The organism is Micromonospora sp. BS32 (genome assembly GCF_059089345.1).
Genome location: NZ_JBSSHR010000012.1, coordinates 21,241 through 46,211, shown reverse-complemented (window position 1 = coordinate 46,211; position 24,971 = coordinate 21,241). Strand labels below are relative to the sequence as shown.

The window sequence follows — 24,971 nt, the reverse complement described above, 5'->3', positions numbered from 1 at the left end:
AAGGAGCCGAACCCGTTGCCACCCGTGCGCACCCGGCCCGCCAGACCGCGGCTGTTCACCAGAATCCTCGCCGTCGCGGCGGCGGCCCTGGTGGCCGTCGGGCCAGCGGCCCACGCCCACGCCGCACCGTCGGCCGCCGATGTGCAGCAGCAGATCGATGCGGCGTGGCAAAAGCTCGAACCCGTCATCGAGCAGTACAACAAGGTCCGGACGGAACTGGCCGCGAACCAGCGCAGATCGGCCGAACTGAGCCGGAGGATCGAGCCGCTCGCCAAGTCGGTGGAGGTCAGCAGGACCCAGGTCCAGGAGATTGTGGCGGGGTACTACAAGCAGGAAAGGTCGCTTTCCACATTCAACGCCCTGCTGTCCCGCGGCTCGTCGCCGACGGCGTTGGGGGATCAGCTCGCGCTCGTGAATCAGGTGGCAGATTCGGAGCAGCGACAGGTCACCCGGCTGTCGGCCCAGCAGGCGACCTACAACGCCGACAAGGAGAAGGTCGACGCCCTGATCGCGATACAGAAGCGCCAGCAGGCCCAGTTGGCGGCCCGCAAGAAGGCCATCGACGCCGAGATCAAGCGGTTGGATGCACTACACAGACAGATCGCCGCCACGGAGACGGCGGCAGCGGCCAAGGCGGCCGCGGACGCCGCAGCGGCCAGAGCCGCAGCCGCCGCGCAGACAGCCGCTACCACGAGCAGCACCTCACCCATCACGTCGACCAGTTCGCTGTTCATCGGTGGGAAGTGTCCCGCCGTCCCCAGCACGGGCAGCGGCGGCGTCGCGGCGAAAACCGCGTGCAATCAGATCGGCGAGCCGTACGTGTGGGCGGCCAACGGACCCGACTCGTTCGACTGCTCCGGGCTGACCCAGTACGCGTGGGCTTCCGCCGGGGTGCAGCTGGACCATTACACAGGTTCTCAATGGACCGCAGGTGTGGCGGTGAGCAGAGCGAACCTTCGCACAGGTGACCTCGTCTTCTTCTACGCCGATCACCATCACATGGGCATCTACGTCGGCAACGGGCTGATCGTCCACGCCCCGCACACCGGGGACGTGGTCCGAATGGCTCAGCTGGCGAATATGGAGTACAGCGGTGCTCGCCGCCCCGGCTGACCCGTCCGGTCCGGAGCCGCAGGTTCTCCACCTGAACGGGGCCCGGTCGGGGACGATGCCTACGGCGTGCCGGGAAGCCGGACCGTGACGAGGAGACCGCCGACGGGGCTGGGGACGAGGTCGAGGGTCCCGTCGTGGGCGCGGACGATGCTGTGCACGATGGCCAGGCCGAGGCCGACGCCGGCGTGTTCGTCGGTGCGTACGCGTTCCGTTCCGCGCTGGAAGGGTTCGGTGAGGGTCGGTACCAGTTCCGGTGGGAGCCGACGACCCGTGTTCTCGACCCGCAGCACGCTCGTGTCGCCGTGCGCCTCGGTGTGGACCGTCACGGTGCCGCCGGCGGGGAGGTTGTGGACGATGGCGTTCTGGACGAGGTTCGTCACCATCCGCGACAGGAGTTCGGCGGAGCCGCTGGTCTGGGCCGCCCCGCCGGTGACGTCCAGCGTGATCCGGCGCTGTTCGGCGAGGGGAAGCAGCGTTTCGGCGGCTTCTTCGGCGATGAGGGAGAGGTCGACGCTCTCGCGGGTGAAGTTTCCGCGGTCGCCGCGGCTGAGCAGCAGAAGGGCCTCGGTGAGATCGATCGCCCGCTGATTGACGGTGTGCAGGCGTTCGATGAGTTCGCCCCGGGCCCGCGTGGGGTCCTGGCGGGCGACGTCGAGCAGTGTCCGCGAGATCGCCAGCGGGGTGCGCAGTTCGTGGGAGGCGTTCGCGGCGAACCTCTGCTGCTCGGCGACGTGGGACTCGAGTTGTTCGAGCATCGAGTCGAACGCGTCGGAGAGTTCACGGAATTCGTCCTGGCGGCCCTTCATGCGAATCCGGTGGGACAGCGACCCCCTCCCGGCCATCCGTGCCGCATCCGTGATCTGTGTGAGTGGTGCGAGCATCCGGCCGGCGAGGATCCATCCCCCGACGAGCCCGAACACGAGCAGGAAGACCATCGCCACGGCCGCGGCGGGGGCGAAGGTGTGGATGAGGAGGTAGCGGTTCGGCGAGATCCCGAGAAGGCCCTGGGAGGTGTCGGGTACGTAGCGCAGCAGGAACATCCACACCACGGCCAGCAGGAGAGCGCCGGCGACGGCGAGGAACCCGGCGTAGCTGAGGGTGAGTTTCAGTCGGGCGCTGAGCCCTGGGCGTCTATGCATGCGTACTGCCGGGGGCGGTGGTGTCCCTGCCAGGGGCGATGGTGTTCATACCGGTGTCGATCCGGTAGCCGACGCCGGGCACGGTGGCGATGATCCATGGCTCGCCGAGCCGTTTGCGCAGTGCGGAGACGGTGATGCGCACGGCGTTGGTGAGGGGGTTGGCGTTCTCGTCCCAGGCCCGTTCCAGCAGCTTTTCGGCGCTGACGACCCCGCCCTCGGCGGCGACGAGGACTTCCAGCACGGCGAACTGCTTGCGGGTGAGCGCGACGTAGCGTTCGTCGCGGAAGACCTCCCGGCGGAAGGGGTCGAGCCGCAGGCCCGCGATCTCGCGGACCGGCGGCCGGGCGTACGCGCGTCTGCGGTCGAGCGCCCTCAGCCGCAGGACGAGTTCCCGCAGCTCGAACGGTTTGGTGAGGTAGTCGTCGGCGCCGAGCTCGAACCCGGAAGCCTTGTCGTCGATCCGGTCGGCAGCGGTGAGCATGAGGATCGGGATGCCGCTGCCGGAGGCGACGATGCGCCGGGCGACCTCGTCGCCGGAGGGGCCGGGGATGTCGCGGTCGAGGACCGCGAGGTCGTAGGAGTTGACGCTGAGCAGTTCCAGGGCGGAGTCGCCGTCGCCGGCGATGTCGGCGGCAATCGCCTCCAGCCGCAGACCGTCACGGACCGCTTCGGCCAGGTAGGGCTCGTCCTCCACGATCAGTACGCGCATTCCTGAAGCCTATTGTCAGCACAAACTATCGCCGACGTGTGCATACCGGATACGCGCCTCAGTCTGCCGATGCCGGCGCGCGGCGAGGCTGGTCCGACGGCACCTCCGCCGTCGTGCGCCACCAGTGGCGCGACGCCAGCCCGGCCAGCACGGCGCCGGCGGCGTTGACCAGTACGTCATCCACGGAGGACACCCGGTCCAGCCGCAGGACGTACTGTGCGGTTTCGACCAGAACCGAGCAGCCTGCCCCGAGCGCCAGGATCCGCGGCACGGACGCCAGCGCCGCGAACCGCATCGGAGCGAAGAACCCCAGCGCCGCGAAGACCAGCAGGTTGCCGACGATCCCGACCGGCCCCATCGTGACCAGGTCCCGCAGCGGGACCAGACTCACCCGGCCGGGGACGATGCCGGCCCCAAGGCCCGGCATCATGGTCATCCATACGAACGGCACCGTCCCGTGGACCATGCCCACCTCGGCCAGCGACATCCGCCACGCCGATGTGACGCCGGCGGCACGCCGACGGCGCGCCAGAGCCCACACCACCAGAGCGGCCAACGGCAGCGCGACCAGCATCATGAGCAGCACACCGTTGAACGTGTCGAAGCAGCCGTGCCACCGCCCGGCCATGCACCTCGGAGCGGACATCATGAGCGGCCGCCGCACGGCGAACGCGACGCTCGCCACGCCCAGGATCGCCAGGCTGACAAGCACGATCCTGCGCGTGCGGCGAGGCGGTGCTGACAGGGATGCGCTGTGGTTCACGCCCCCATTAGAAACGGAGGGCCGTTGCGGTGGCGTATGCGATTTTGGATACGTCCGCGATACACGGAATCCCCGGCGTCGTCGCCCGGCACCTCTGCCGCGACCAGAGCCCGCAGCCGGCCGTCGACATCGACGGACTTCCGTCCCGTCCACGCCGCTCAACAACCCGCCGCGGAAAGCGCCATGATCTTGATAGAGCAGCGTAGCCGCGTTCGTGTCCTATCCGGAGCATCGACGCGCCCGTCCCACTTGCCAGCTCAACCGCCCACGATCACGATGTAACGGCTCGCTGCAGCGAGGACGTTAATCCACATTTCGTCTATCGGGCGCAGTTCCCGGACCTCAGGGTTTGCCCGACCTCACGAGGGTGCGAGGGTATGACCTCAGGACTATTCAGGCGCATCGCCGCCGCCACGATGACCGCGTTGACCATGCTGGCCCTCATTGTCGCCCCGGGCAGCCCCGCCCAGGCCGGCGCTACCTCCCAACCCGGTGACTCACGCAACCCCTGGCTCGACAGCCGGTTCCTGCACATCGCGCATCAGGGCGGCGAGAGCGAGGCACCGTCGAACACCATGTACGCGTACCGGCGTGCGGTCGCCACCGGCGCCGACATGCTGGAGATGGACGTGCACTCGACCGCCGACGACGTACTGGTGGCGATCCACGACGCGACGGTCGACCGCACCACCAACGGGACCGGGTTGATCCGGGACATGCCATACCGCGAGGTACGCAGGCTGGACGCGGCGTACAACTTCGTGCCGGGCCAGAACGCCGTGCCCGGGCTGCCGCCGGAGTCGTACCCGTTGCGGGGCATCCGGACCCACGACCGGAAGCCACCACGGGGCTACCAGGCCAACGACTTCTCGATCCCGTCGCTGCACCAGGTGCTCACCACGTTCCGGGACGTGCCGATCAGCATCGAGATCAAGGGCACCAACGACGCCGACACCGAGTCCTTCCTGCACAACGCGCGGTTGCTCGCCACGCTGCTGAAGCAGACCCACCGGACCCAGAACATGATCGTGACCTCATTCAACGATCTCGCGGTAGCGGAGTTCCACCGGCTGGCGCCGGAGGTTGCGCTGGCACCCGGCATGGCGGGGCTGACCAACTATTTCCTCGCCGGCGTGCCGCCGATCGACGGCACGGTCGCCCTTCAGGTGCCGGTACAGTTCCAGGGCATTCCGGTCGCCACCCCGGCCTTCATCGCCCGCGCCCACGCCGACGGGTATGCAGTCCACGTCTGGTTCAGCGGCACCGCCCCGGAGGACGAGCCCACCTACAACAAGCTCATCGACGCATGCGCGGACGGGCTGATGTCATCGTGGCCAACGCTGTTGGAGCGGATCCTCAACGAGCGTGGCATCGCCCGCCCCGGCTCCCCCGGCATCGACCCCTGCGCCAACCGTTAACCTCCCCGCCAGCCAGGAAGCTCGCTGCTCGAGCGTGACGGCGGGTGAGGGGTGGTGGAAGGGCTTGCCCGGGAGGAGACGGTTGTGAGCGGCATGGACAAGCCGATCGGCTACTGGCTCAAGCACCTGCACAACCTGATCGAGGAGCAGTTCGACGCGACCCTGGGTGACCTCGGTCTCGACCGCCGGCAGTGGCAGATCTTGAACCTGCTTTCCGGTGCGGCGCAGAGCCGCACGCAAATCGAGCAGGCGCTCGCACCGTTCTGGCCGGATGGCGTACCCCGACTCGACGTGGTCCTGGATGGCGATGAAGGCCTGGTCCCGCGCGGATGGGTGAGGTACGACGGCGACGCGCTCACCCTGACCGAGCAGGGCCGCGTGGCACACGGGACGGCGGCTGACCGGGTCGGCGAGACGCGGCGGCTGCTGCTGCGCGGACTCACTCGCGAGCAGTACGCCGAGACCGTCCGGATCCTGTCGGTCATGTCCGGCAACCTCGAGGCGGCCTTGGCAGGCCGTGCGGCGAGCGGCAAACAGGGCTGATGGGTTGATCGGTCCATCCCCGCCCCAACGGCCCACGCGAGCCGATCGGCCAGGGTCCGCACAGCGGGCAGGATGATCGTCAGTGCGAGCGTGGAGACGCCCAGGAAGATTAGACCCATCGCCGCCGCCTGGGCCAGGTGCCCATCGTGCTTCCGTTTCCAGTAGAACGTCTCCCAGCCGAAGACGGTTCCGTTCCCGCTGTACTGGGCGATGGCCGGGCGCAGCACCGTGCTTCCACACGTGGCTAACCAGTAGAAGGGGCACGAGCTGGTGTCGCGCCATTACAAGGAGCTCGATGGTAAGGAGCTCCGGCGGCCAGTTCGCCGCGCGGACTGGCCGGACAAGGAGAAGCTCCGCGCGCATCGGGAAGGAGCCTGTAGCTGACGTCAGCCGGGCACGGTCACCTGCTGCTCCGGGGTCGGCTTGCCGGCGCCCGGGAAATGCACTTCGGTGTCGAAGGCGAGCACTCCGTAGTATCCGCCCGAGGTGTATCCGCTGAATCGGATCGTGTAGGCATCGCTGCCCGTCGTCGGGGTGACCGCGTGCGGCACCAGCCGGCCGCAGGAGGCGGTGTGCCCGGGCCCGTTCCCGCTCGGTGAGGTGGCGGTGAGGGAGTAGTCCTGCTCGCCGGCGTGGCTGACCCGGCAGGTGATGGTCAGGCTCAGCGGCTCACGCGAGTCCGGAATCCATCGGCCGCCGTCGTAGAAGAAGGGCTCGACGAAGACGTACGGGTTGATGTAGTAGCCGCCCGTGTCGTTCTTGCGCAGCCGCTGGGTGCAGAAGCGGAAGTTTCCCTTCGTCTTGCCGCTGCGCGAGACGTACACCTGCTGGCCGACCTGGAGGGCGCAGGTCTGCGACAGCAGGGTGTAGCCGCGGGGGAAATCCGGGGCCGGGGTGGCCCTGACGGCCGGGGCCGGCGGCGGGGCGGCGGCCGAGCCGGCCCGCGCTGTCGCCGACGGGCGCGGCTTGGGCGTCGGAAAGGCGCTCTCGGGCAGGTTGCTCGGCGTGGGGGTCACCCCCGCGGCGGCACTCGTCGCCGCCGCCCCGGTGGTGGCGGTCGCCGCGACGGTGGGCACCGGGGTGGCCCAGACGGTGTCGGCTCCGGCAGCACCGGATCCGGCGCAGCCGACAGGACCGGTGGCGAGCAGCAGCGCCAGTACCCCGTAGCGGAGGAGCGGACCGCGCCGCCGGACCGGTGCGCTCATCGCTGCAGCGTCGCGGTCGCGTAGCCGTCTGGGTAGAACTGGTAGTAGTCGCGGTACCGGACCGTGAAGGTGGTGGTGCCGCGAGGCAGCGAGTAGGTGAGGGTGTATCTGCCGCTGGCGTCCATCTTGCCGCGCCACAACTCCCGCTCGGCCCCGCCGTTGGTCGACGCGGTGATCCACCAGTAATTGTCGTCACCGATCGGCGAACTCCAGGTCACCGTGAGCTGCGCGGTCTGCTTGTCCTTGCCGCTCCCGACCTGGGCGGCGACGGCCAGGTCGGTGACCGGCGGCCTCGGCGGGTGCGCCGGCCCGAAGGAGTGCAGCAGCTGAGTTTCCTGGTAGGGGTCGGTCGAGGTGACCGCCCAGGCCCGGGTGCCGTCCCGGTTGACCAGCAGCGTGCCCTCCCAGAGGCTGTCGCCGCTGCGGAAGTCGACGGCGTACGTCGGGACCGTGCTGCCCTTGCCGTAGAGATAGACATCGGCGTCACCGGAGGAGGTCGAGGCGCGGCCGATGGCGACGGTGGAGCCGTCCCCGGACCAGGCGGCGTCCTGCGGATAGACGCCGCTGGGATAGACCGTGGCGTCGGCGAGATCCGGCAGCCGGTACGAGTGGTGCTCGTACGGGTGGCCGACCGTCTCCACCACCTCTGTGCCGTCCGGGCTCACGGCGTAGTCGATGAGGTTGCTGCCGGTGTAGTCCCGCCGCCCGACGATCGTCGGGCTGTCGCCGGAGACGTCGATGACGTACGTGGTGACCGGCGAATACCCGGTGTCGCCGGCGACGAGGAGACCGGGCGCGCCGGGGCTGGCGTCGATGATCGGGTGGTAGTTGGGACCCGCGGTGTAGACCACCGGCGGGGATCCGGGCGCGGACCAGATCAGCAGGCCGCCGGAGCCGAGGCCGGCGTCGATGAACCCGCCGACGACCTTCCCGCCGGTCGGTTCGACCGTGTACAGGTGGGCACCGACGGGTGCGGGGTAGCTGGCGATGATGGTGAGCGTGGCGGCGTCCAACGCGACGATCCGGTTGAAGCCCTGCGCCGCGTACAGGATGCGCCCGTCGTCGCTGAGGACGAGGTCGGAGATGTCGGCGACGGCGGTGACCCGGGACAGCAGCCGGCCGTCGAGGTCGGTCACCACCAGCGGCAGCCCGCCACCGACGCCCTGGGCGATGTACAGGCGGCCGCGCGCCTCGTCGAGCTCGATCGCCCGCAGGTCGTCCACCGGCAGCTGGACACCGACGCTCTCCAGCGGCGCCGTCTCCGCCGCAGCTGGCGATGCTCTCAGTAGCTCCCCGGAACTGAGCCCGATCGCCGCGAACATCCCGGACGCCAGCAGTTGACGACGCCGCATGACACCTCCCCCGTGTCGGCCAGCCGTACCGGCGGCCAGGCGAGATCCTAGTCCCGGACTCGCTGCTGGCGCTGTACCTCACCGCCCGGCCCACACCACTGACAAGCCGATCGCCGTGTTGGCCCGACAGCGGCCCGACCTTCGGCCGCGTCGCGTCTCGTTCGTCCGCGCGGCGGTAGCACCGGCGCGGCGTCTGTCAGGAGAAGTGCGTCTTTGGTCGGCTGAGCCGCTCGCCGCCGACGATCAGGTCGACCTTCTCGTTGTAGAAGGCGATCAGGCCGGCGATCGGCAGGAGCGTCGCGGTGGGAAAGGCGTACGACCAGGCCAGGTCCGGGTGGACGACGCCGTCGACACGGACGGACCAGTAGTCGCTGGTCCGACCCTTGTACGGGCAGGCGGTCGTCGTCGCGGACGGCACGAGATGGTGGAAGTTCACGTCGGTGCGGTTGAGGTAGTAGCGCGTCGGAAGACCGGTCTCGAAGACGAGCACGGGCGACGTCGACTCGGCCAGGACGACCCCGTCCCGTTCCACCCGTACGCTGCGGGTGGACCGCAGCGCGTCCACCCGGGCATACGGGTTGCGGGGGTGCACGAAAACCTCCTCATCCTCCTCGAACCAGCTGTCCATGGCGTCCCAGTCGAACCGGATCATGTCCGCCAGCCCCGGCAGCGCGTCGTCGCCGTACCACCGCCCGCACGACCGACGGATCGTCTCGCCCAACCGCAGCCCGTGCAGCCGCGCAGTGCCGCGCCGCGACTCCTCCGTGCGCTGCTCATCAACCAGCAGGCTGCGATCCACGTCGGCGATCGGGATGTAGTACTGGGGGTAGAACGGCCACTCCCACACGTACCGCGCCCGCGTGGTGTCCAGCACCTGCTCCCCGGCGAGGATGGCGCGGATCCGGCGGGGCACCGGCTCCATACGGTCGACCATGGCGATGGCCTTCGGATACTCCGGCACCGTGTCCTCCTGCGCTGGCAGATCGCGTACCGGTCTAACGATCAGGGCTGCCCAGCGGAATCGGACGCCCGCTCTTCCGGGTAGCCCTGTCACCGTGCAGGCGCCGGTCTCGCGTCGGTGTGCTCAGCGGGTGGCCGCGGCGAGGAACATCGGGATGGCGACCAGCAACCGCTCGTCCTGGGCGCGCCGGGTCTGCTCGCTGACCCAGTTCTCGGCTTCGCCGCCGCTGATGGCGCCGGTTTTGTGTGCGGCGGTGGCGTGCCCGACGAGCATGGACAGCATGGTGGCGTCGGTGAACACCGCGGTGTGGACCTCGACGTCGACGTCGTGGAAGCCGGCGTCGAGGAGCAGGTTGCGGTAGGCGCGAGCGGCGCGTGGGTGGGGAATGGTGTCGGCGCGGGCGTGGACGATGCGGCGGGTCAGTTCGGGATGGTCGGAGTCGATGACCAGGGTGTCCCAGTCCTGGCCGAGCAGCACGATTCGGCCACCGGGCGCGAGGATCCGGCGGGCTTCGGCCAGGGCGGCGGGCGGGTCGGGCAGGACGTGGTAAAGCTTGTCCGCCCGGTACCCGTGCGCCTGTCCGTCGCCCAGCGGCAGGTCGGTGGCGTCGGCGACGCGCACGTCGATGTCGGGAAACCGGCTGCGGGCGGTTGCCAGCATGGCTGAGTCGAGGTCCACGCCGATGGCGTGGGCTCCAAGCTCGGTCAGTTCGGCGACGGCGCGTGCGGTGCCACAGCCGACGTCGACCACCGTCGCGCCCGGGGGTAGCCGCAGGAGCTGGTAGCTGCGTGCACGTAGCCGCGCGGCGGCGGGCATGGTCTCCGCGGCGTCGAGTAGCCGGACCAGCGTTTCGGTGTCGGTGTGGGCGGTGTGCGTCTCGTTCATGCGCCTGAGAGTGCGACTTCAGGTCGACCTGAAGTCAACCCAGCTGCTATCAAGGCGAACATGAACTCCGGGGAGATGGTGGTGGAGTACTCGATCGGGGAGCTGGCGGCCCGTTTCGGGCTGGCCACGCACGTGTTGCGGCACTGGGAGGACATGGGGTTGCTGTCCCCGGCGCGGCGGGTGGCGGGGAGGCGGGTGTACGGGCCAGCGCATGTGACCCGGGTGGCGGAGATCCTGCTGGGCAAGGACGCCGGATTCAGTCTGGAGCAGTTGCGGGAGCTGTTCACCGCCCCGGACCGGGGCCGGCGGCGGGAGGTGCTGCGTGCCCAGCTGTCGCAGGTCCGGCAGCGCATCGCCCGGCTGACGCTGTCGCAGACGATGCTGGAACACGCGTTGCGGTGCCGGCAGCCGGACTATCAGTCCTGCCCCCACTTCCAGGCCACGGTGCTGGACCGGCTGGACGGGGTGGATCTGGCAGAGTCCCTGGACCATGGCTGACGCTGCGGTTCGGGGCACCGCCGCATGCTTCAGCAGCGTGGCCTCGGCACCTGCCGGTTGAAGCGCGGCTTCAGGGCCAGGACCAGGGCGTCCTTCGTACCCTCCGGGTTGTCGGTCTCCTGCCAGCGGACCTCGCAGCGACCCAGCCAGCCCGCGATGTTCTGCGCTGTCGACACCGGGCCCTGCTTGTCGAGGAGCTGTCCGACCTGGTCGTGCAGCACCGACGAGCCGCGGTTGCCGGTCAGGTGCTGCCGGAGGCGATCCCGCAGACCCCGCCTGGTCCGGCCGACGTAGATGACCACGCCGCCGTCGAGGACCACGTGCACGCCGGCGCCGCGGGGAGCACCGGCGGCGGCTTCCATGGTGTACGGCTGGGGAGCCGTGAAGCCGGCCAGCAGGTCGTCGTGCGCGGTGTCGGGCATCCCCGGGACGCTACCGGCGTGGGCCCTCATCCGTGGCCCCGCACGGGCCGTCGTGGTCGTTGCGGCGTCGGCAGCGGCCGGCCCCGTCGAGCTTGGCGTCACACCAGATTCGGGTACGCAGGAACTGACGATCCTCCTCGCTGAGGGTGGTCTCGCCGAAGTCAATGGCGGTGACGTGGCCGAGCGAGTCGCGTAGGGCCACGGCCAGGGTGACAGCCCCGTCGAGGCTGGTCAGGGTGGTGGGGAGGTGGATGATCCAGCGGGGTGAGGTCATCGCTGCCACCGGCTGTTCGGTGAACCTGGATCTGTGTGGCGGCAGCCGGTGTGCCGGGACTGCCACTGCCGCAGCGCCTGGCGGATGCGTTCGGCCTCGGTGTTTGCCGTGGTCAGCTCGCGGTGGAGACGCTCGAGTTCGTCGGCCATGCGGTTTAGGTAGTCGTGCACTTGGGCGGGGTCGAGGCCGCGCCAGCGGGTGTCGAAGGAGGCGATGCGGGCGTGGTGCGGGTGCAGACGTTCCCCGGTCACGTAGATCATCGCTGTGGCGCCTCCTGCTCGGCGATCAGCGCGCGGATCTGCCGGTCGGTGAGGCCGCGTTGGTCGAGGACCCGGCAGCCCCAGCGGTGTAGCCGGCAGGGATGTGGTGCGCGGTCGTTGCGGCAGCGCGGGCCGTCGGGCCACTGCTCGGCGGCGTGCACGGTGACCGCCTTGACCGCGAAGCCGATGTCTTCGGCCGTGATGTAGGGCGGTAGGGGTAGTTCGCCGAGGATCTCGTCAATCGAGTCCATGGCCCTCCTTGAACGGTTGTTGCGGCGCCGAGGCGGGCGGGGTCGGCCGGTACAACCGCGCGTTCGTACCGACCGGAGCCCAGCACCCACCCCGGGCCCGCTTGCTGCTCGGTCGCCCGCAGGCGGCCGAGTGACGTGTTTGGCGTCGGAGCAGCGCGACGGACCGGGGTCGGGTATCTGCACCGGCGATTGCTGCTGCTCCGACGAAGGCAGGGACCTCAGTGCCTAGCTGGGGCCTTTCCTCGCCTTCGCACCCTACCGGCATTGCTGGTAAAGTCAACGTTGCCCTTGAAGTTCTCCTGGCTGCCGTGATCAGATGTGTGGGCCTAGCTGGGAGTACTTCGCATGCCCGCACCACGGAAGTTCGAGCCGCACTACCGGCGGATCATCGCCGACATCAGGGAGCGCATTGCCTCCGGCGAGTGGCCTCCCGGCCACAAACTGCCGTCCACTAAGGCGCTAGCCGAGATGTATGAGGTGGGCAGCCAATCGACTGTTCGCCAGGCCGTGACCATCCTCATTGAGACCGGAGAGTTGTACGGCCACCAGGGGTTAGGCGTTTTCGTCGCCGACCGAGCCGCCAGACAGTCAGAAGGCTGAGCGAGCGGGCCTCCAAGCTTATGGCTGCTGCTGTCAGCTACCTCGAACGGCTGCCGCCCAATCCACATCGCGAGGGCAGGCCTCACGCAGTACGCGCAGTGAGGAATTCCGGCACCGCACCACCGCCGCCCGACCAGCCAGGCGGGAAAGTCGAGTTCACCGGGTCGCTCGGGAACCAGGCGCCGGGCCAGATCCAGGATGTGGGGCGCAGTTTGCGGGCCAGGACCAGAACTTGGTCATACCTCCGGCTCTCGCACTCTCGCCAGCGGACCTCGCGCCGGTTGCAGCCGGCGATGTCGGTTGCCCGACGCCGAGCTTGTACCACAACGCCGTCTTGATCCGGCAAGCTGTGGGGATGCGGCCAGAGATAGTTATCGCAGTCATGTCGGCTGTTGTCTCGCTCACCAGCGTGCTGGTCACTGCCCTCAGTGCCTACCGGACGACCCTCGCTACACATCGCCTGCAGGAACAGGCCCACGAGCGGACGAAGGCTGAGCTCGCGGAGGAGTTGTTCCGGCGCTACCGGGAACCGCTGCTCTGGTCTGCCCAATCGCTCCAATCACGGCTCTTCAACGGCATCAGCCGAGGCTTCCTGCAGAGGTACCTGCGGTGCGGCGATGCGCCGGACGAACGCTATGTCCGCGACAACACGGTGTACGTGCAGGCGGAGTACCTCGGTTGGCTCGAGATCATCCGACGAGATCAACGCTTCCTGGACGTCGGTGCGATCGAACTCACCAAGGGGCTGTTCCGCATCGTCGGGCAGACGTCCCACATCCTTGCCACCGAGAGTGCGTCCGGTCCCTTCCGACTCTTCCGTGGACAGCAGCGCGCCATCGGGGAACTCGTGCTGACCGGAACGGATTCGTCCGGAGGCACCGTGCACGAGGTGCTGGGATACGCGGCTTTCTGTCATCGTCTCGACCAGGATCCTTCGTTCGCTGCTTGGTTCGACCGGCTCCGCGCCGAGGTGGACACGGTCGAGTCAGAGGGCTACGACGGCAACCAACGGTTGGTCCAGCTCCAGGACAAGCTCGTTGACCTGCTCGATCTGCTCGACCCGCATGGCGAGCGCCTGCCCTTCGGGCAGCGGACCCGGCTCCCGAAATTACGTCAGCAAATGCTGGACCACGCATTGACAGGCGAGAATTGACGTGACCCGCTCGAGCTGGATGTCTTCCGAATGGCCTGTCCGCCAGACCGGCATAGTCGAGGTCCGATACCTCGGATCAGGTGCCCCCCGTACCTGTCTCCTCCGCGCCCATGTCTCCCACTGCCACGGCAGACGGCGGGCGGTAGGCGTACCCAGCAACTGTCAACGCGTCGGCCTCGATGGTCCACGGCCAGATGCACCGCCCCGTCCCGCCGTAGGCGTGAACACCGTTGCTATGCAAGAACTGGATACCTGCTGCGATGTAGAGGGCATGTTCGGCGTCACAGCCGTCGGCGAGCTGGTTGTGGCGGACCTCGTTGGGGGTGAGCACAACCTCTTCTCCGAGGGACTGGGTGCCTTTGACCTCGACGTGCAGGGTTCGACCGTCGGGGTGTCGGCAGTCCAGGTCGTAGCCGCGGTTGAAGGATCCGACCCGCTTGACGCTCCATCCACGATCTTTGAGGTAGTTCTCGGCTAGGTCCTCGGCATGCAGCTCTATGGCTCTGCGGGCTGCCGGATCCAACTGACGTCCCTGGGCCCGCCCGATCGCCTGCCGGGCTATGTCGGCTGCATCGATAGCGGGCCTGTCCCCTTGCCGGGGCTCCGCCTCGGCGTCGACCCGCTCCGCAGCAGTTCCGTACAGGCGGGCGAGCAGCGGCATCATCTCGGCGAGGTCGTCGAGTAGCTGTCCATCCGGTGGTATCCGCTCGGACTCGTACAGGCGCGCGGCGATGTTTCCGTCTTCGTAGTTGCGAATCCGCGCCCTGCTCTCCTTCCCTACGGACTTCAGTGACGCCCACGCGAGGTTGAGGAACAACACGCCACCTTGTTTCGGCAAGACATCGCCGTAGTCCTCCAGTCGGCGGCGTGCCTCCGCCGCTCGTGACAGGATCACTGTGCGGTCGTTGACCGGTCGCATGGCGCCGGAGCGGAACTCGCTGGTGCCTTGCATCAGTGATAGATAGACCCTGGAACCGTCGGCGGCGAAGAGGTACGCCAGGTAGAAGCCCTCCATGGCACTCGGGGCATGGAGTTTCGAGTACAGGCGGACCCATGGCACAGGGCTGTAGCTCGACTGGCGACCGCCGGTCTGTACCCGCAGGTCCAACTCCTCGAGGCCCTGTGCAGTGGCCATGGTCAGAGTCGCCGCCCGCAAGCCGTCGGCGAGAGCCTTTGTCGCATGGTCCCGATCCTGCATCGCAGGCGTTGAGTCCCTGGAATAGAAGGGTGCGAGATCGAGGACGGTCTGCAATGCTAGCTGGATCTCGCCCTGCTCCCCCGACTGTCCCCGAACTGTGACGGGTCGACGCTGCTCGGGTGCGAAGCCCAAGGGCGGAAGCTGGCGTACCACGTCATCCTCCGTCATCTTTCCTGCCCCGCCAATGACTAGGCTCCGACCACGTCAGCGTCACCTGACTGAAGGTCCAAGTCCCTGTTCGGGTACGGCCGGCGATTCAGTATTCGGGGCGACCACCCCGCCCGAATTCGGTACTTCATGTGATCGTGGCCGGAGGCTCCGCGGCCGCTGCCATATCTGGCAACCAGCAGTGCTCCTCGTGTCGGCTAATGACAGGCCGATCTACTCGGCGTCAACGACGACGGCGGTCCGGTTCAGGGTGTCACGCGTCTGCCATTTGATCAGCCTTCCGTTCAGAGGCATGGTGCTCATCGGTGTGACCAGATGAAAAGCGAAGGTGATCTGGCTTTCGTCGGCGGCGGCGCCATCCGGGACGGTGCTCTCGACGGATGGATAGACGATCAGAGCCCCGGTACCGGGTGCGTGCAGTCGGTCGGCTTCACTGTCGACAACAGGTGTCGGCAGGCCGGCGATCCGGTTCGCCGCATTGCGGTGGCGGGACTCACTGACCGCCCTGAGCGAGCCTCCGGTCCCCGTGCGGCCACGCTGGAAGATACTGAACGGCCCCTCACCCATCACCGTCCGTCGGCTGGCGACCGAGGTCTGGTAGGGGAAGATGACAACCCAGCGGGAGAGCTGCTGCGGTGTCAGGCTGCGTAGCCATGCCAGCTCGGGTTGGAACGTATCCCGGGTACCCCATTCAAGGGCTCGGAGGACCTGGACGACGTCCCGCTGGGTCACCACGGCGATGCGAGCCGAGTAGAAGGTGCCGGTTTCGAGGGTGACCGGCTTGTCGTCGATCTTCGTGACACGGACACTCTTGAAGTCGACGGCCGACCGGGCCGCGGCGAGGATCGGCAGCCATGCCTTGGCGTTGTGACGTGTCTGCTCCGCTCCCTTCCTGGTCGCAGGGTTGGGGTAGGCGACGGGTTCCATGGGCTCGCCGGGTGAACTCTTCTCGACCAGCTTCGCGTTCCACATCTTGTTACGCCCGGTCGGCCGTAGGTCGGGGCGGTGCTGCGCGATGAGAGGCGGCACCTGCCGCGGTGTCATCTGGCGTCCGCCCTCGACGGGCTGCGAGTATCGCCGCAGTTCCGCACGCAGGAACTCCTCGTCCTTGCATGCGGCGGCGAACATGTCGTGCAGTTCTCGCGTGGTGTAGATGCGGACGAGGTCGCGGTACCGGGGCCGGAATCCGAACCACCGGCCCATCTGCATGAGGGTGTCGACCTGTCTCGTCGCGCGACGGTAGTAGGTAACCGTCAGACCTTCGACGGTGAAGCCCCGAGCGAGTTTGTTACCCCCGACGAGGATGCGCCAGATGGAACGCTGGTCGAAGTCGAGGCTCTCCTGTTGCTTCTCCAGGTCCTTGTCACTGTTGACCACGATGACGGGCAGGGCGTCACGGTCCGGCGGGCTGATCTCGGCTAGGGCCGCGCCGAGATCAGGTAGCAGATCACGGAAGTCGGCGGGTATCGACAGGTGGGGCTCCATCGCCCTGCTGACCGGCAGTACGTCGCTCTCGTACAGCTCGCGGAGCCGGGCGGCACCCACGGGAGTGTGGTACTGGCCACCATTCCAGAGCGATTTGATGACCTGTGCCGCGTCCCTGTGGGAGGCCCTGTCCATGGCCTCGTGCACGAGCATGGTGTGGTGGTGGTACGAGGCCTGTCCCAGGCGCTGCCGGTGCTTCTTCACCGCACCGGTCAGGACGTACATGTCCAGCGCGGTCCGTAGGTCACTGTCCTGTGCCTCCTCATGAAGAAAACGGACGTGACGCCGCTCCTGCGACTCCTGGAACGACCGCTCCTCCAAGGGGATGTGCGTGTCGAAGTCATGGAAGTCCTCGGCACCCATGTAGCCGGCCGGACGGGGCAGTGAGACGAGGAAGTCGCGCGGGAAGATGTCCTCAACATCGGACGGATCAATGAAGACGTTTGCGTATGGCGTCGCCGTATATCCTACGTACTGTGCACGCGGCATCATGGTGAGCAGCTGACCGATGAGCCGATTGATCTCCGTGCGTTCCCGACTGTCGTCCTTCCACTTCTTCGGGCTGGTCGTGTTGACCGATGCCTGGTCGGACTCGTCGTCGATGATCAGAACAGGTACCTCGCCCAGACGTTCGCTGATACGACCGAGGTCGGCGACAAGGTCTGCAAGGACATCCTTGTTCTTCTTGGCGACCACGAGGCGGGCGTCGGTGGTATAGAGGTTGACGGGTTCGAACAGCGGCCGGTTGCGTTCGCGGCGGAGGAACTCGAGCGCGGAGAATCCCTGACGCAGCCGGCGGTAGTCCCAGCGGTGCGTGCTCAGTCGACGGATGTCAGGGTAACCGGCGTCGGACGGGCGCCCGCCGTGGCGGATGAAGCCGTCACGGTCCCACTCCGGGTCATTGTCGTAGTCATGACCGTTGTCGTCGTGGGGGGAGATCTCGAGTTCAAGGTTCTCGTGTCCGACCAGTTCCATGTCGAGCCGTCGCTGGGTCTGCGCGCGCAGCATGTTGGTCGTGCCGGTGAGGACGATGACCAGGCGATAGCCCGCATCGACGGCCTTGGCGATGACGCCGGTGAAGTTGGCGGTCTTGCCGCTCTGGACATACCCGACGACGAGACCCTTGGCCTGGTAGGCCATGGGTCGTGTCGGATCGGACAGCCGTCGGACCACCTCCTCGGTAGCGTTGTCCAGTCCTGCGACCGCCCCGGCGTCCCAGCCCTTGTCAATAAGGTGGTTGCGGTAGTGGGACCAGTAGAAGTCCCGCTCGCTGCGGCGTTGAGGAGTGCGCCATTCCATCCACTCGTCGGCGATGACAATGGGCGCCGAGGCGTAGGGAAACATGTCGGCAACGAGACGCTGCGTGCTGGGATCCAGCTGTAGTGCCTTCACGATGGCGGAGCGCCTGTCAGCGGTATTGCGCAGCGTGCCTGCCGCCCAAGGCGCCTCGGAGTCGCTGTGGTCCCACCCGGCGAGGGCGTGTGCGAACTGTTTACGAAGCGCATCCTCGGGCCCTGCGGAGCGCAGATGGGCGAGCAGGGCGGCACCATCGGCGAGTTCCGTGTCACCGGCGAGCATCGCTGCAAGCGGGTGGAGGCTTCTCGGACCGGTCTTCTGCAGCGCGTCCAGAGCAGCGCCGTAGGCGATGGTGACGGTGTCGCTCATTGCAGCTCCTGTCGTACGGCGTTGAGGGCTCCGTGGAGGGGATCGGGCGCGGGGCCGACGTGCAGGCCTGTGAGGTTGAGCCTGTAGCTGATGTCGGTGATGTGCCGCAGGTCGATCCCGGCGGTTGCCAGCAGGTCAGTGGTCAGCCGCGGGAAGGCCGGCGTGACGGCGAAGGCCGCGGGGTCGGTGCGCAGGCGCCACCGCTGCAGAGGGCTGTCGGCGTAGCGGTGACGCCAACCTGCCTGGTGCGCACGGCTGTCGAAGTCGTCGCGCAGCGACCCGTCCGGGATTCTGGCCCGTACCGCTGCGATCAGGTCGGCCACTGTACGTCCCCCCGATCCAGCGGCGGTGACCTGCAGGGAAACCAGCCAGAGCGGTCGCCTACCGGTGGGCTGTAGCTGCTTAACGGAGGAGATCCGGTGGGCCCTGTTCTCCGACGTGGTGGTCTTCACCTCCACATCGAGATCCGTGAGCCCGAAGTCGTGCTCCTCCATGCCGGTGCGCCACGTCTGTAGCGCCGACTCGGGTGACATGACGTCGGACAGTCCGGCTACCAGGCCCAGTTCGCCGAGCAGCCCAGTCTCGACCTCACGGGTCAGGGAGTCCTCTGCTCTGATGAGATGGCCGAGTCTGCGCAGGGTCTCAGCGAGTGCGGCGCTGAGCGGCATGCCGTCGAGCTGGGCGCGGTCGGCCACGCCGCACAGCACGGGGTAGCCGTCGGCGAACAGGCGCGGGTTCTGGACGGTGATCTCGATGAGCCGGCTGGCGTCCCGATGGACGATCCGCGTGGTCAGGTGCTCGAGACCGGTGGGTGCGGGTGTCTCGTTGCGTCGGGCCTGGCCGCGTAGGCCGATGCGGCCGTTCGCCGGGTCGGTGAACAGGATGATCCGCGGCGTGCCCTCGATCGGGTGTTCCATGGGGATTCCGGTCGCAAGGTAGCCGGCGAAGCTGTCGCCCGTGAGGTGCCGCCCGGTGGGACTCATAAGGGCACGCGGTACGACGTCAGTTCGGCGCGGGCCGCCGTGGTGAGAATCTCCTGCCAGAGGTCGATGTTGTCCTTGTCCCTCGCGCCTAGGTGCGCGCCCTGGAAGACGTTTTCCATCAGCAGGAACAGGAGGGTTTTGATCATCGGGGCGTCGTTGAGGCCACCTCGGCGGCCCCCGAGGATCGCGGCCCTGTACCTGCTGTTCAGACGGACTGTCATGGTGGCGCGGTCCACCTCGAAGAAGTCGTCGTTGTCGAACTTGGTCCAGATGAGGTTGAGCGGTTCGGTGTTCAGTTGTGGGAGTTCGTCGGCGATCTCGCGGCAGACTCGGGGGTTGATGCCCCGACCGGGCGGGACGACCGGGTGACGTCTGGCGGTGTTGCGTTGGTTGCTGAACCCCCAGGTGGTCTCGGCCGCCCTGAGGTAGTCGGCGATCGTCGTGCCGTCGGAGGCCCGTGCGGCGTTGACCGCGCGGGCGAAGGCGGGCCCGGCGCTGACCCGTGACTTCTCTGGGTTCATCGTGAAAAGGCCCGCCACGTCACCGTCGATGTCGATCCACGCCCGCGCCAGCTGGAGCTTCTTGTCCGGGGCGTGGATGCCCTCCCAGCCGCCGGCGTGCAGGAGACGGTCACGCCGGTAGAAGTACAGGCCCTGCCTCTGTTCGGCTCCGCCGGGCAGGCGGTACTCCACAGAGTTGGACTTCCGCGGCCAGATGTGGCAGTGGATGGCGAGCCGAATGCCGTCGATGTCAGTGGTGAGGAGCCTGGGCCAACCCTGGGGGGCGTTCGGGTAACCGAAGGGATCGATGGCGGCCACATGGGTGGGGACGCCGACGCCGACGCCGACCTCCTCGACGTCGATACTGATCCGCAGCCCTCCACCCGCGAGGATGCGATGGAACATGAGGCCGAGGTGCCCGCGCAGGTGATTGATGGTGCGCGTGAGAAAGATGCCGACCTGCTCCGTGTCGGCGGACGCGGGGAAGCCGCCGACCCGGTCCCATCTGACGACGGTGCCCGACACGGCCGTGCTGAAGGGCCAGGGGCGGTCGAGCTCGGCATCCGCGAAACTCTCTTGCACGACGTCGCAGCGGAAGTCCTCGCGATTCTCCTCCTGCAGCCACCGACGGCCGATGGCGGAGTACCCGGCGGCCCGTGTCAGCACGGTGAGGCTCGCGGCCTGGCTGAACGAAGCCGCCTTGAGTCCGATTCCGAACCGCCCGAGGTCGGTCGCCCCATACTCACGTCGGCCTCCGAGAGTCATCGCGGTGTCGATGGATCCAGGTGGGATCCCCCTGCCATCGTCGACGACGTAGAGCCCGAGGAGCTGACCGGCACGCTGGATGAACCGGATGAGGACGTTGTGTGCGCCGGCGTCCACGGAGTTGTCGACGAGGTCGGCCAGGGCGGTCTCGAGGGAGTGGTTACGGCCGAGGGCGTCGAGGGCGTGGGGATCCGGCCGCAGCTGTACCGATCCGTCGGTGGGCACGTTCTGCCGCCAGTCGGTCATCTGTTCACCCCTTCGACTGGTGGCCGGTGCGCTGCTGGTTCATGGCCGTGGGCAGGAACCCCCGCTCCCGGGCGAGTTCCATCAGCACCGAGCCGGCCCGCAGCTGTTTACCTGCCGGGGTGTAGCCCTCCGTGAGTGCTTGGGCGATCTCGCGGACCGTGGCCCGCTGGGAGGCGTCGAAGGCGCCGGTGGCGGCGCCCCACGCGGCGAGGTCGTGCCAGTCGCTGGGCGTGGACCCGTGCAGTGCCTTCATGTCGACGGCATAGGCGTCGATCTCGACCAGCTCGGCTTCCAGCGGTGAGGGGACCACCCAGTCGATCTCGCGGACCGCTTCCCAGCATTCCTCCTTCTTCGCCCACTCGCCCACGTGCGTGCGCCCGCTCGGCGGCGAGGTGATGACCTTCTGGACGAGGTTCGACAGCTCGGTGATGGCGTCCTTGGTGGCCGCTGAGAGGTCCTGGGTCCGCCAGATCCGATCGAGGTCCAGACGGCCACCGGTGGCGTGCACCAGTTTCGCCACGGTGTACGTCACGATGTTCGCCTTGTAGCCGCCGAAGTTCTGCCGGGCGACGAGCTTGTCGGTACGACGGAACAGGATTGCCTTGGCCACCAGGTGGCGGCAGTAGTTCTTGTCGACGGTGACGGGGCGCTGCTCGAGCCACTCGGAGAAGAGCGTGAAGTTCTTCTCGGCCCCTAGGCTGACCTGGTGGGGCCGCATCGACCAGGAGACCTCGAACTTGGCGAGCTCGGATTTGATGAACTTCTGGTCGGACGGGTTCATGGTCTTGAAGACCTTCTGACGGGACCGTGTCGACTCGGCCGCCACCGCGTTGGCGTACTGGCCGCGCGCGCGTTCGTAGAACCAGTGGGTATCGCTGTCGTGCGCGGGCCCCGGAGGGGCCCACAGCGTTCTCATGATCCGTTCGACGTCAACGTGGAAGCCCGCGTTGGCCTTCAGGTCGGAGGCGGTGACCCTGTTCTGCGTGTTCGAGTAGGCGGAGATCTTCGGGACGATCTCGTCCAGGCGCTCCGGGGAGACGACGGTGAGCTTCATCTGGACGAGGACTGAGCTGACGTCCGTGGTGCGGCGGGCGTGGTGGATTGAGGCGGTGGTCTGACCGCCGTTGACGATCTGGAGGTCGTGGATCCGACGGATGACACGCTGGCCACTGACATCGGTGTCGAAGTCGACGGCGGAGGCGGTCGCGGCGATGCCGTTGTTGTAGGCGAGGAACCTCTGCGGATGCTCACGCAGAGTCCTCTGGATGCCGGTGTTGACCGCGCCCTTGACCTGCAGGAAGGAGCGCACATTGAGTTCGAGCAGCCTGGCACCGTGTCGTGAGTACAGATCGGCGAGATCGTCGCCGGACACGATGGCCAGGAACACCGAGTAGTCCTCGCTGGTGTGCGGGGTGCCCAGGCACGGAAGCCCGTCGGGGAATTCCGCGACGATGGGCTCGGCGCGGTTGCCGGAGGTGTTCCAGTTGGCGAGCCGGCGCAGGTCCCACACGTCCCTGACGACCTGGCGTCCCTGGCAGGTGACCGGGGAGGGCGAATCACGGACGACACTGCGGGCGTTGGTCAGGAGGATGAAGCGGACCTTGTCCACAACGGCGAACTTCTCCCGGACGGTCGCGACCATCCCCGCGAGATCGGACGGCGATCCGGCCGGCAGGGTTCCGGCGAGGCAGCGGGAGAGGAAGTTCTCGATCCGGCGGAACGCCGCGTCAACGTCGGCCTTGTTGATCTTGTATGCCTCGTCTGCCCGCGGACTGTAGGCGGCAAGGAAGAGATCGAGACACCGGTCGTCGGAGGACAGGCCGAATCCGCTCACCTCGACACCGTGGTCCTTGTAACGGACCACGGTCGCGTCCTCGGTCAGACCGTCGCCGCAGAGCTGCTCGAGCACCAGCCCCGCGAACGCCTCCTGCTGATCGCAGTCATCTATCTCAGCGTATGTCCGCACCTCTTCCATCAGCGAATAGGCGTAGAAATCGACGTCCGACTCACGCATCAGCCGCACCCGCATCCTGTCGCAGAGCGCCGGACACCCGGGGCGGGGCGGTCTTACACGGTGTGACGGTGAGCATGGACCTCTCCGGACGACGGCACGCGGATCAAGGCTCCGACCAGGTAGGACAGCCGGGCGCACCGAAGCTCATTTCAACATACGTGAACTGCCTTCAACAACCGACCGAAGATCGACATCCGCCGGCCCCATCAGGCTGACCTCAGAGGGGACAGGGCCGGGCAGAACACGCGGGCGCCCCACCACACACCTCTCCCCCCATGCGGAATGACCGGCAAGGCATCTGTCAACACGTCGATCGGACGGGTTCCCGCTATTCTCCGACACCGCGCCCCTGTGTGCGGTGACCGGAAATTGTCCGAAAGGACCACAGCCGACCTCCGGACCATCAACCGGCGCGCAGGCGGTAACGTGCCCACGTGACCGACGCCGCTGACGACACGAACCGCCCCCCTCGCGACCCGTCGGCCCGGCGCGGCGCCTACGGCGTCAGACTGGTTCGGGGCCCGTTCGTGCAGCTGCCGCCACACCCCCAGGCCTGCAACGACGATGAGGGTCTGCTGCGCTACACCAACCTGGCCAGCGGCCGCGGCGAACGCCTGGCCGCTGACCTGTTCAGTGGGGCCGGAGGCCTCAGTCTTGGACTGGAGGAGGCCGGCTACCAGGTCGTCCTGGCGGTGGACCACTACCCGGAGGCGGTCGAGACGCACCGGCACCACCACCCCGGGCTGAGTGTCGACTGGGACCTCGGCGATCCCGAGCGCATCCGACATGTGGCCGAACTGATCAAGGCGACAGGAATCGAACTGCTCGCCGGAGGTCCGCCCTGCCAACCGTTCTCCAAGGCCGGGCGCTCCATGATCCGTCACAAGGTGCGTCACGGTCTCCGTGATCCCTACGACGAGCGCCGGGACCTGTGGAGGTCGTTCCTCGAGGTCATCAAGCTGGCTCTTCCCGCTGCGGTGATCATGGAGAACGTGCCGGACATGGCCCTTGACAAGGAGATGTTCATTCTCCGCACGATGGTCCATGAGCTGGAGGCGCTCGGGTACGCGGTCGAGGAGAAGGTCGTCGACACCTTCCGCTACGGCGTACCCCAGTTCCGGCAGCGGCTGATCCTGGTGGCCCTTCGCGACGGGGTCTCCTTCGAATGGCCGGCGGAGCAGTCTGACCGCGTCAGTGTCTGGAACGCTATCGGGGACCTCCCCGAGGTCGATGGCGGCTGGCGGCCCGAAGGCGGGGCGCACGGCTGGGCCGACTACGAGGGACCGGTCAGCGAGTTCCAGAAGCGGATGCGCCGGGACGTACCCGCCGAGGACACCGGTAAGGTCTTCGACCACATCACACGACCCGTGCGCGAGGACGACATGCGCGCATTCGAACTGATGGACGCGACCACCCGCTACTCCGACCTACCGGACGAGATGAAGCGGTACCGCGACGACATCTTCGACGACAAGTACAAGCGCCTGGATGAGAACGACCTGTCCCGGACGATCACCGCCCACATCGCCAAGGACGGTTACTGGTACATCCACCCGCGGCAGAACCGGACCATCACGGTAAGGGAGGCGGCACGCCTTCAGACGTTCCCGGACGCGTTCCGCTTCGCCGGCCCCCCGTCCGCGGCGTTCAAACAGATCGGCAACGCCGTGCCTCCGCTGCTCGGGGAGCACTTGGCCAAGGCCGTCCGCTGCTCCCTGACGGCGGCCCGGCCCGCCCATACGAACACCCGTGAAGTCGCGGACCTGCTGGCTCGCTGGTTCGACGAGGGTCAGGTCAGCGGCATTCCCTGGCTGCGAGCCTCTACGCGCTGGCAGGTGATCCAGGCCGAGATCCTGCTGGACCGCGCCCACCCAGACGTGTTGAAGCAGGTCTGGCGGCTGTTGCAGACGTGGCGGCAACCACAGGACACCCTGGCCGAGGAGGACAACCTGCGTCGGACCGGTGGCTTCATCTCGCGGGCGAGCCGGGCGGGCACCATCGTCGAACTGGCACGAACGCTGGCCGACGCACCGCAGGTGCTGCGCGACGACGACACATTGCGCAAGGTGCCCGGACTCAACGAATCGGTGGCCGATCTCGCCATCCTGGCCGTCCCCGCAAATGACGAGGACTCAGAGGAACCGGTCCTGGTGACCAAGGGTGTCCTGCGTGTCGCCGCCCGCTTCAGCGGCCACCCGGTGGACCGCCGCAACCGACTCACCGACGGACGACTGGAGGTGGCCCGCATGATCGGTATCGACTCCGACGCACGGCGCGCCCACCTTGGCCTCATCGAACTGGCGAACACCCTGTGTCGTCCCGCGGAGCCCGCCTGTCACGTCTGCCCGCTGATGAAGAAGTGCGCGGGCGCCCGCACCGAGTCCGAGCAGCTTTTCTGAGG

23 protein-coding genes are annotated in these 24,971 nt (G+C 67.7%); 7 read left to right on the top strand and 16 right to left on the bottom strand.

Features of this window, described 5'->3' with window-relative positions; all coding sequences use genetic code 11:
- Nucleotides 1-24: 24 nt before the first annotated feature.
- The gene (locus tag AC5RWQ_RS18765) at nucleotides 25-1,113 is read left to right on the top strand and encodes a C40 family peptidase (protein WP_494284135.1); all 1,089 of its coding nucleotides are present in this window, start codon (nucleotides 25-27) and stop codon (nucleotides 1,111-1,113) included.
- A 59-nt stretch (nucleotides 1,114-1,172) separates the two neighbouring features.
- Here the strand turns inward: AC5RWQ_RS18765 and AC5RWQ_RS18760 are convergent, their stop codons facing one another.
- The 3 genes from AC5RWQ_RS18760 to AC5RWQ_RS18750 form a co-directional block, all read right to left on the bottom strand.
- Nucleotides 1,173-2,153: a sensor histidine kinase gene (locus tag AC5RWQ_RS18760; protein ID WP_494284134.1), complete on the bottom strand. Its 981-nt coding sequence runs from the start codon at nucleotides 2,151-2,153 to the stop codon at nucleotides 1,173-1,175.
- A gap of 91 nt (nucleotides 2,154-2,244) precedes the next feature.
- Entirely contained in the window at nucleotides 2,245-2,961 is a 717-nt protein-coding gene (locus tag AC5RWQ_RS18755; protein WP_494284002.1) for a response regulator transcription factor, read from the bottom strand.
- A 58-nt stretch (nucleotides 2,962-3,019) separates the two neighbouring features.
- Nucleotides 3,020-3,724, bottom strand: a complete 705-nt coding sequence (locus AC5RWQ_RS18750) for a VanZ family protein (RefSeq protein ID WP_494284001.1) — start codon at nucleotides 3,722-3,724, stop codon at nucleotides 3,020-3,022.
- 377 nt (nucleotides 3,725-4,101) lie between these two features.
- Here AC5RWQ_RS18750 and AC5RWQ_RS18745 point away from each other — a divergent pair, with 377 nt between their 5' ends.
- Together AC5RWQ_RS18745 and AC5RWQ_RS18740 are read left to right on the top strand one after the other, a co-directional pair.
- Nucleotides 4,102-5,142: a glycerophosphodiester phosphodiesterase family protein gene (locus AC5RWQ_RS18745; protein ID WP_494284000.1), complete on the top strand. Its 1,041-nt coding sequence runs from the start codon at nucleotides 4,102-4,104 to the stop codon at nucleotides 5,140-5,142.
- Between the two features lie 84 nt (nucleotides 5,143-5,226).
- Nucleotides 5,227-5,685 carry a hypothetical protein gene (locus AC5RWQ_RS18740; protein ID WP_494283999.1) on the top strand — a complete coding sequence of 153 codons (459 nt, stop codon included), beginning with the start codon at nucleotides 5,227-5,229 and terminating at the stop codon, nucleotides 5,683-5,685.
- 386 nt (nucleotides 5,686-6,071) lie between these two features.
- Here AC5RWQ_RS18740 and AC5RWQ_RS18735 read toward each other — a convergent pair whose 3' ends face one another.
- From AC5RWQ_RS18735 to AC5RWQ_RS18720, 4 genes are all read right to left on the bottom strand, one after another.
- A complete protein-coding gene (locus tag AC5RWQ_RS18735; RefSeq protein ID WP_494283998.1) occupies nucleotides 6,072-6,890 on the bottom strand; it encodes a hypothetical protein in 819 nt (272 codons plus the stop codon).
- On the bottom strand, nucleotides 6,887-8,242 hold the full coding sequence (locus tag AC5RWQ_RS18730; protein WP_494283997.1) for a hypothetical protein: 1,356 nt from the start codon (nucleotides 8,240-8,242) through the stop codon (nucleotides 6,887-6,889). The genes AC5RWQ_RS18735 and AC5RWQ_RS18730 overlap by 4 nt, the downstream gene beginning before the upstream one ends.
- A gap of 196 nt (nucleotides 8,243-8,438) precedes the next feature.
- A complete protein-coding gene (locus AC5RWQ_RS18725) occupies nucleotides 8,439-9,203 on the bottom strand; it encodes a DUF427 domain-containing protein (protein WP_494283996.1) in 765 nt (254 codons plus the stop codon).
- 123 nt (nucleotides 9,204-9,326) lie between these two features.
- Nucleotides 9,327-10,088 (bottom strand): methyltransferase domain-containing protein, encoded by a 762-nt coding sequence (locus AC5RWQ_RS18720; protein WP_494283995.1) that lies wholly within the window; start codon nucleotides 10,086-10,088, stop codon nucleotides 9,327-9,329.
- Nucleotides 10,089-10,148: 60 nt separating this feature from the next.
- Here AC5RWQ_RS18720 and AC5RWQ_RS18715 point away from each other — a divergent pair, with 60 nt between their 5' ends.
- Nucleotides 10,149-10,586, top strand: coding sequence for a MerR family transcriptional regulator (locus tag AC5RWQ_RS18715; RefSeq protein WP_494283994.1), 438 nt, complete (start codon nucleotides 10,149-10,151; stop codon nucleotides 10,584-10,586).
- Nucleotides 10,587-10,615: 29 nt separating this feature from the next.
- On the opposite strand, the gene AC5RWQ_RS18710 is transcribed toward AC5RWQ_RS18715, so the two are convergent.
- From AC5RWQ_RS18710 to AC5RWQ_RS18695, 4 genes are read right to left on the bottom strand one after another with little or no spacing between them, the layout of a single operon-like run.
- Complete coding sequence (locus AC5RWQ_RS18710) at nucleotides 10,616-11,008, bottom strand: GIY-YIG nuclease family protein (RefSeq protein ID WP_494283993.1); 393 nt, start codon at nucleotides 11,006-11,008, stop codon at nucleotides 10,616-10,618.
- 10 nt (nucleotides 11,009-11,018) lie between these two features.
- Nucleotides 11,019-11,282: a hypothetical protein gene (locus AC5RWQ_RS18705; protein WP_494283992.1), complete on the bottom strand. Its 264-nt coding sequence runs from the start codon at nucleotides 11,280-11,282 to the stop codon at nucleotides 11,019-11,021.
- Nucleotides 11,279-11,542 (bottom strand): DivIVA domain-containing protein, encoded by a 264-nt coding sequence (locus tag AC5RWQ_RS18700; protein ID WP_494283991.1) that lies wholly within the window; start codon nucleotides 11,540-11,542, stop codon nucleotides 11,279-11,281. The genes AC5RWQ_RS18705 and AC5RWQ_RS18700 overlap by 4 nt, the downstream gene beginning before the upstream one ends.
- The gene (locus tag AC5RWQ_RS18695; RefSeq protein WP_494283990.1) at nucleotides 11,539-11,793 is read right to left on the bottom strand and encodes a hypothetical protein; all 255 of its coding nucleotides are present in this window, start codon (nucleotides 11,791-11,793) and stop codon (nucleotides 11,539-11,541) included. The genes AC5RWQ_RS18700 and AC5RWQ_RS18695 overlap by 4 nt, the downstream gene beginning before the upstream one ends.
- A gap of 345 nt (nucleotides 11,794-12,138) precedes the next feature.
- Here AC5RWQ_RS18695 and AC5RWQ_RS18690 point away from each other — a divergent pair, with 345 nt between their 5' ends.
- Both AC5RWQ_RS18690 and AC5RWQ_RS18685 read left to right on the top strand, forming a co-directional pair.
- On the top strand, nucleotides 12,139-12,393 hold the full coding sequence (locus AC5RWQ_RS18690; RefSeq protein ID WP_494283989.1) for a GntR family transcriptional regulator: 255 nt from the start codon (nucleotides 12,139-12,141) through the stop codon (nucleotides 12,391-12,393).
- 382 nt (nucleotides 12,394-12,775) lie between these two features.
- The gene (locus AC5RWQ_RS18685) at nucleotides 12,776-13,546 is read left to right on the top strand and encodes a hypothetical protein (RefSeq protein ID WP_494283988.1); all 771 of its coding nucleotides are present in this window, start codon (nucleotides 12,776-12,778) and stop codon (nucleotides 13,544-13,546) included.
- A gap of 76 nt (nucleotides 13,547-13,622) precedes the next feature.
- On the opposite strand, the gene AC5RWQ_RS18680 is transcribed toward AC5RWQ_RS18685, so the two are convergent.
- From AC5RWQ_RS18680 to AC5RWQ_RS18660, 5 genes are all read right to left on the bottom strand, one after another.
- Complete coding sequence (locus AC5RWQ_RS18680) at nucleotides 13,623-14,912, bottom strand: MrcB family domain-containing protein (protein WP_494283987.1); 1,290 nt, start codon at nucleotides 14,910-14,912, stop codon at nucleotides 13,623-13,625.
- A gap of 213 nt (nucleotides 14,913-15,125) precedes the next feature.
- Nucleotides 15,126-18,062 carry a Z1 domain-containing protein gene (locus AC5RWQ_RS18675; RefSeq protein ID WP_494283986.1) on the bottom strand — a complete coding sequence of 979 codons (2,937 nt, stop codon included), beginning with the start codon at nucleotides 18,060-18,062 and terminating at the stop codon, nucleotides 15,126-15,128.
- Complete coding sequence (locus tag AC5RWQ_RS18670) at nucleotides 18,059-18,979, bottom strand: PD-(D/E)XK motif protein (RefSeq protein ID WP_494283985.1); 921 nt, start codon at nucleotides 18,977-18,979, stop codon at nucleotides 18,059-18,061. Before AC5RWQ_RS18670 ends, AC5RWQ_RS18675 begins: the two co-directional genes overlap by 4 nt.
- Before the next feature lie 62 nt (nucleotides 18,980-19,041).
- Nucleotides 19,042-20,556, bottom strand: a complete 1,515-nt coding sequence (locus AC5RWQ_RS18665; RefSeq protein ID WP_494283984.1) for an ATP-binding protein — start codon at nucleotides 20,554-20,556, stop codon at nucleotides 19,042-19,044.
- Nucleotides 20,557-20,560: 4 nt separating this feature from the next.
- The gene (locus AC5RWQ_RS18660; RefSeq protein WP_494283983.1) at nucleotides 20,561-22,570 is read right to left on the bottom strand and encodes an AIPR family protein; all 2,010 of its coding nucleotides are present in this window, start codon (nucleotides 22,568-22,570) and stop codon (nucleotides 20,561-20,563) included.
- 434 nt (nucleotides 22,571-23,004) lie between these two features.
- On the opposite strand from AC5RWQ_RS18660, the gene AC5RWQ_RS18655 reads away from it, so the two are divergent.
- On the top strand, nucleotides 23,005-24,969 hold the full coding sequence (locus AC5RWQ_RS18655) for a DNA cytosine methyltransferase (RefSeq protein WP_494283982.1): 1,965 nt from the start codon (nucleotides 23,005-23,007) through the stop codon (nucleotides 24,967-24,969).
- Nucleotides 24,970-24,971 lie beyond the last annotated feature (2 nt).

Excerpts from the sequence above, each read along its gene's own strand:
- AC5RWQ_RS18760 (WP_494284134.1), bottom strand. The coding sequence starts at position 2,153 with ATGTTCCTGCTGCGCTACGTACCCGACACCTCCCAGGGCCTTCTCGGG.
- AC5RWQ_RS18755 (WP_494284002.1), bottom strand. The coding sequence starts at position 2,961 with ATGCGCGTACTGATCGTGGAGGACGAGCCCTACCTGGCCGAAGCGGTC.
- AC5RWQ_RS18745 (WP_494284000.1), top strand. The coding sequence starts at position 4,102 with ATGACCTCAGGACTATTCAGGCGCATCGCCGCCGCCACGATGACCGCG.
- AC5RWQ_RS18735 (WP_494283998.1), bottom strand. The coding sequence starts at position 6,890 with ATGAGCGCACCGGTCCGGCGGCGCGGTCCGCTCCTCCGCTACGGGGTA.
- AC5RWQ_RS18730 (WP_494283997.1), bottom strand. The coding sequence starts at position 8,242 with ATGCGGCGTCGTCAACTGCTGGCGTCCGGGATGTTCGCGGCGATCGGG.
- AC5RWQ_RS18720 (WP_494283995.1), bottom strand. The coding sequence starts at position 10,088 with ATGAACGAGACGCACACCGCCCACACCGACACCGAAACGCTGGTCCGG.
- AC5RWQ_RS18715 (WP_494283994.1), top strand. The coding sequence starts at position 10,149 with ATGAACTCCGGGGAGATGGTGGTGGAGTACTCGATCGGGGAGCTGGCG.
- AC5RWQ_RS18710 (WP_494283993.1), bottom strand. The coding sequence starts at position 11,008 with ATGCCCGACACCGCGCACGACGACCTGCTGGCCGGCTTCACGGCTCCC.
- AC5RWQ_RS18705 (WP_494283992.1), bottom strand. The coding sequence starts at position 11,282 with ATGACCTCACCCCGCTGGATCATCCACCTCCCCACCACCCTGACCAGC.
- AC5RWQ_RS18700 (WP_494283991.1), bottom strand. The coding sequence starts at position 11,542 with ATGATCTACGTGACCGGGGAACGTCTGCACCCGCACCACGCCCGCATC.
- AC5RWQ_RS18695 (WP_494283990.1), bottom strand. The coding sequence starts at position 11,793 with ATGGACTCGATTGACGAGATCCTCGGCGAACTACCCCTACCGCCCTAC.
- AC5RWQ_RS18690 (WP_494283989.1), top strand. The coding sequence starts at position 12,139 with ATGCCCGCACCACGGAAGTTCGAGCCGCACTACCGGCGGATCATCGCC.
- AC5RWQ_RS18685 (WP_494283988.1), top strand. The coding sequence starts at position 12,776 with ATGTCGGCTGTTGTCTCGCTCACCAGCGTGCTGGTCACTGCCCTCAGT.
- AC5RWQ_RS18680 (WP_494283987.1), bottom strand. The coding sequence starts at position 14,912 with ATGACGGAGGATGACGTGGTACGCCAGCTTCCGCCCTTGGGCTTCGCA.
- AC5RWQ_RS18675 (WP_494283986.1), bottom strand. The coding sequence starts at position 18,062 with ATGAGCGACACCGTCACCATCGCCTACGGCGCTGCTCTGGACGCGCTG.
- AC5RWQ_RS18670 (WP_494283985.1), bottom strand. The coding sequence starts at position 18,979 with ATGGAACACCCGATCGAGGGCACGCCGCGGATCATCCTGTTCACCGAC.
- AC5RWQ_RS18665 (WP_494283984.1), bottom strand. The coding sequence starts at position 20,556 with ATGACCGACTGGCGGCAGAACGTGCCCACCGACGGATCGGTACAGCTG.
- AC5RWQ_RS18660 (WP_494283983.1), bottom strand. The coding sequence starts at position 22,570 with ATGCGTGAGTCGGACGTCGATTTCTACGCCTATTCGCTGATGGAAGAG.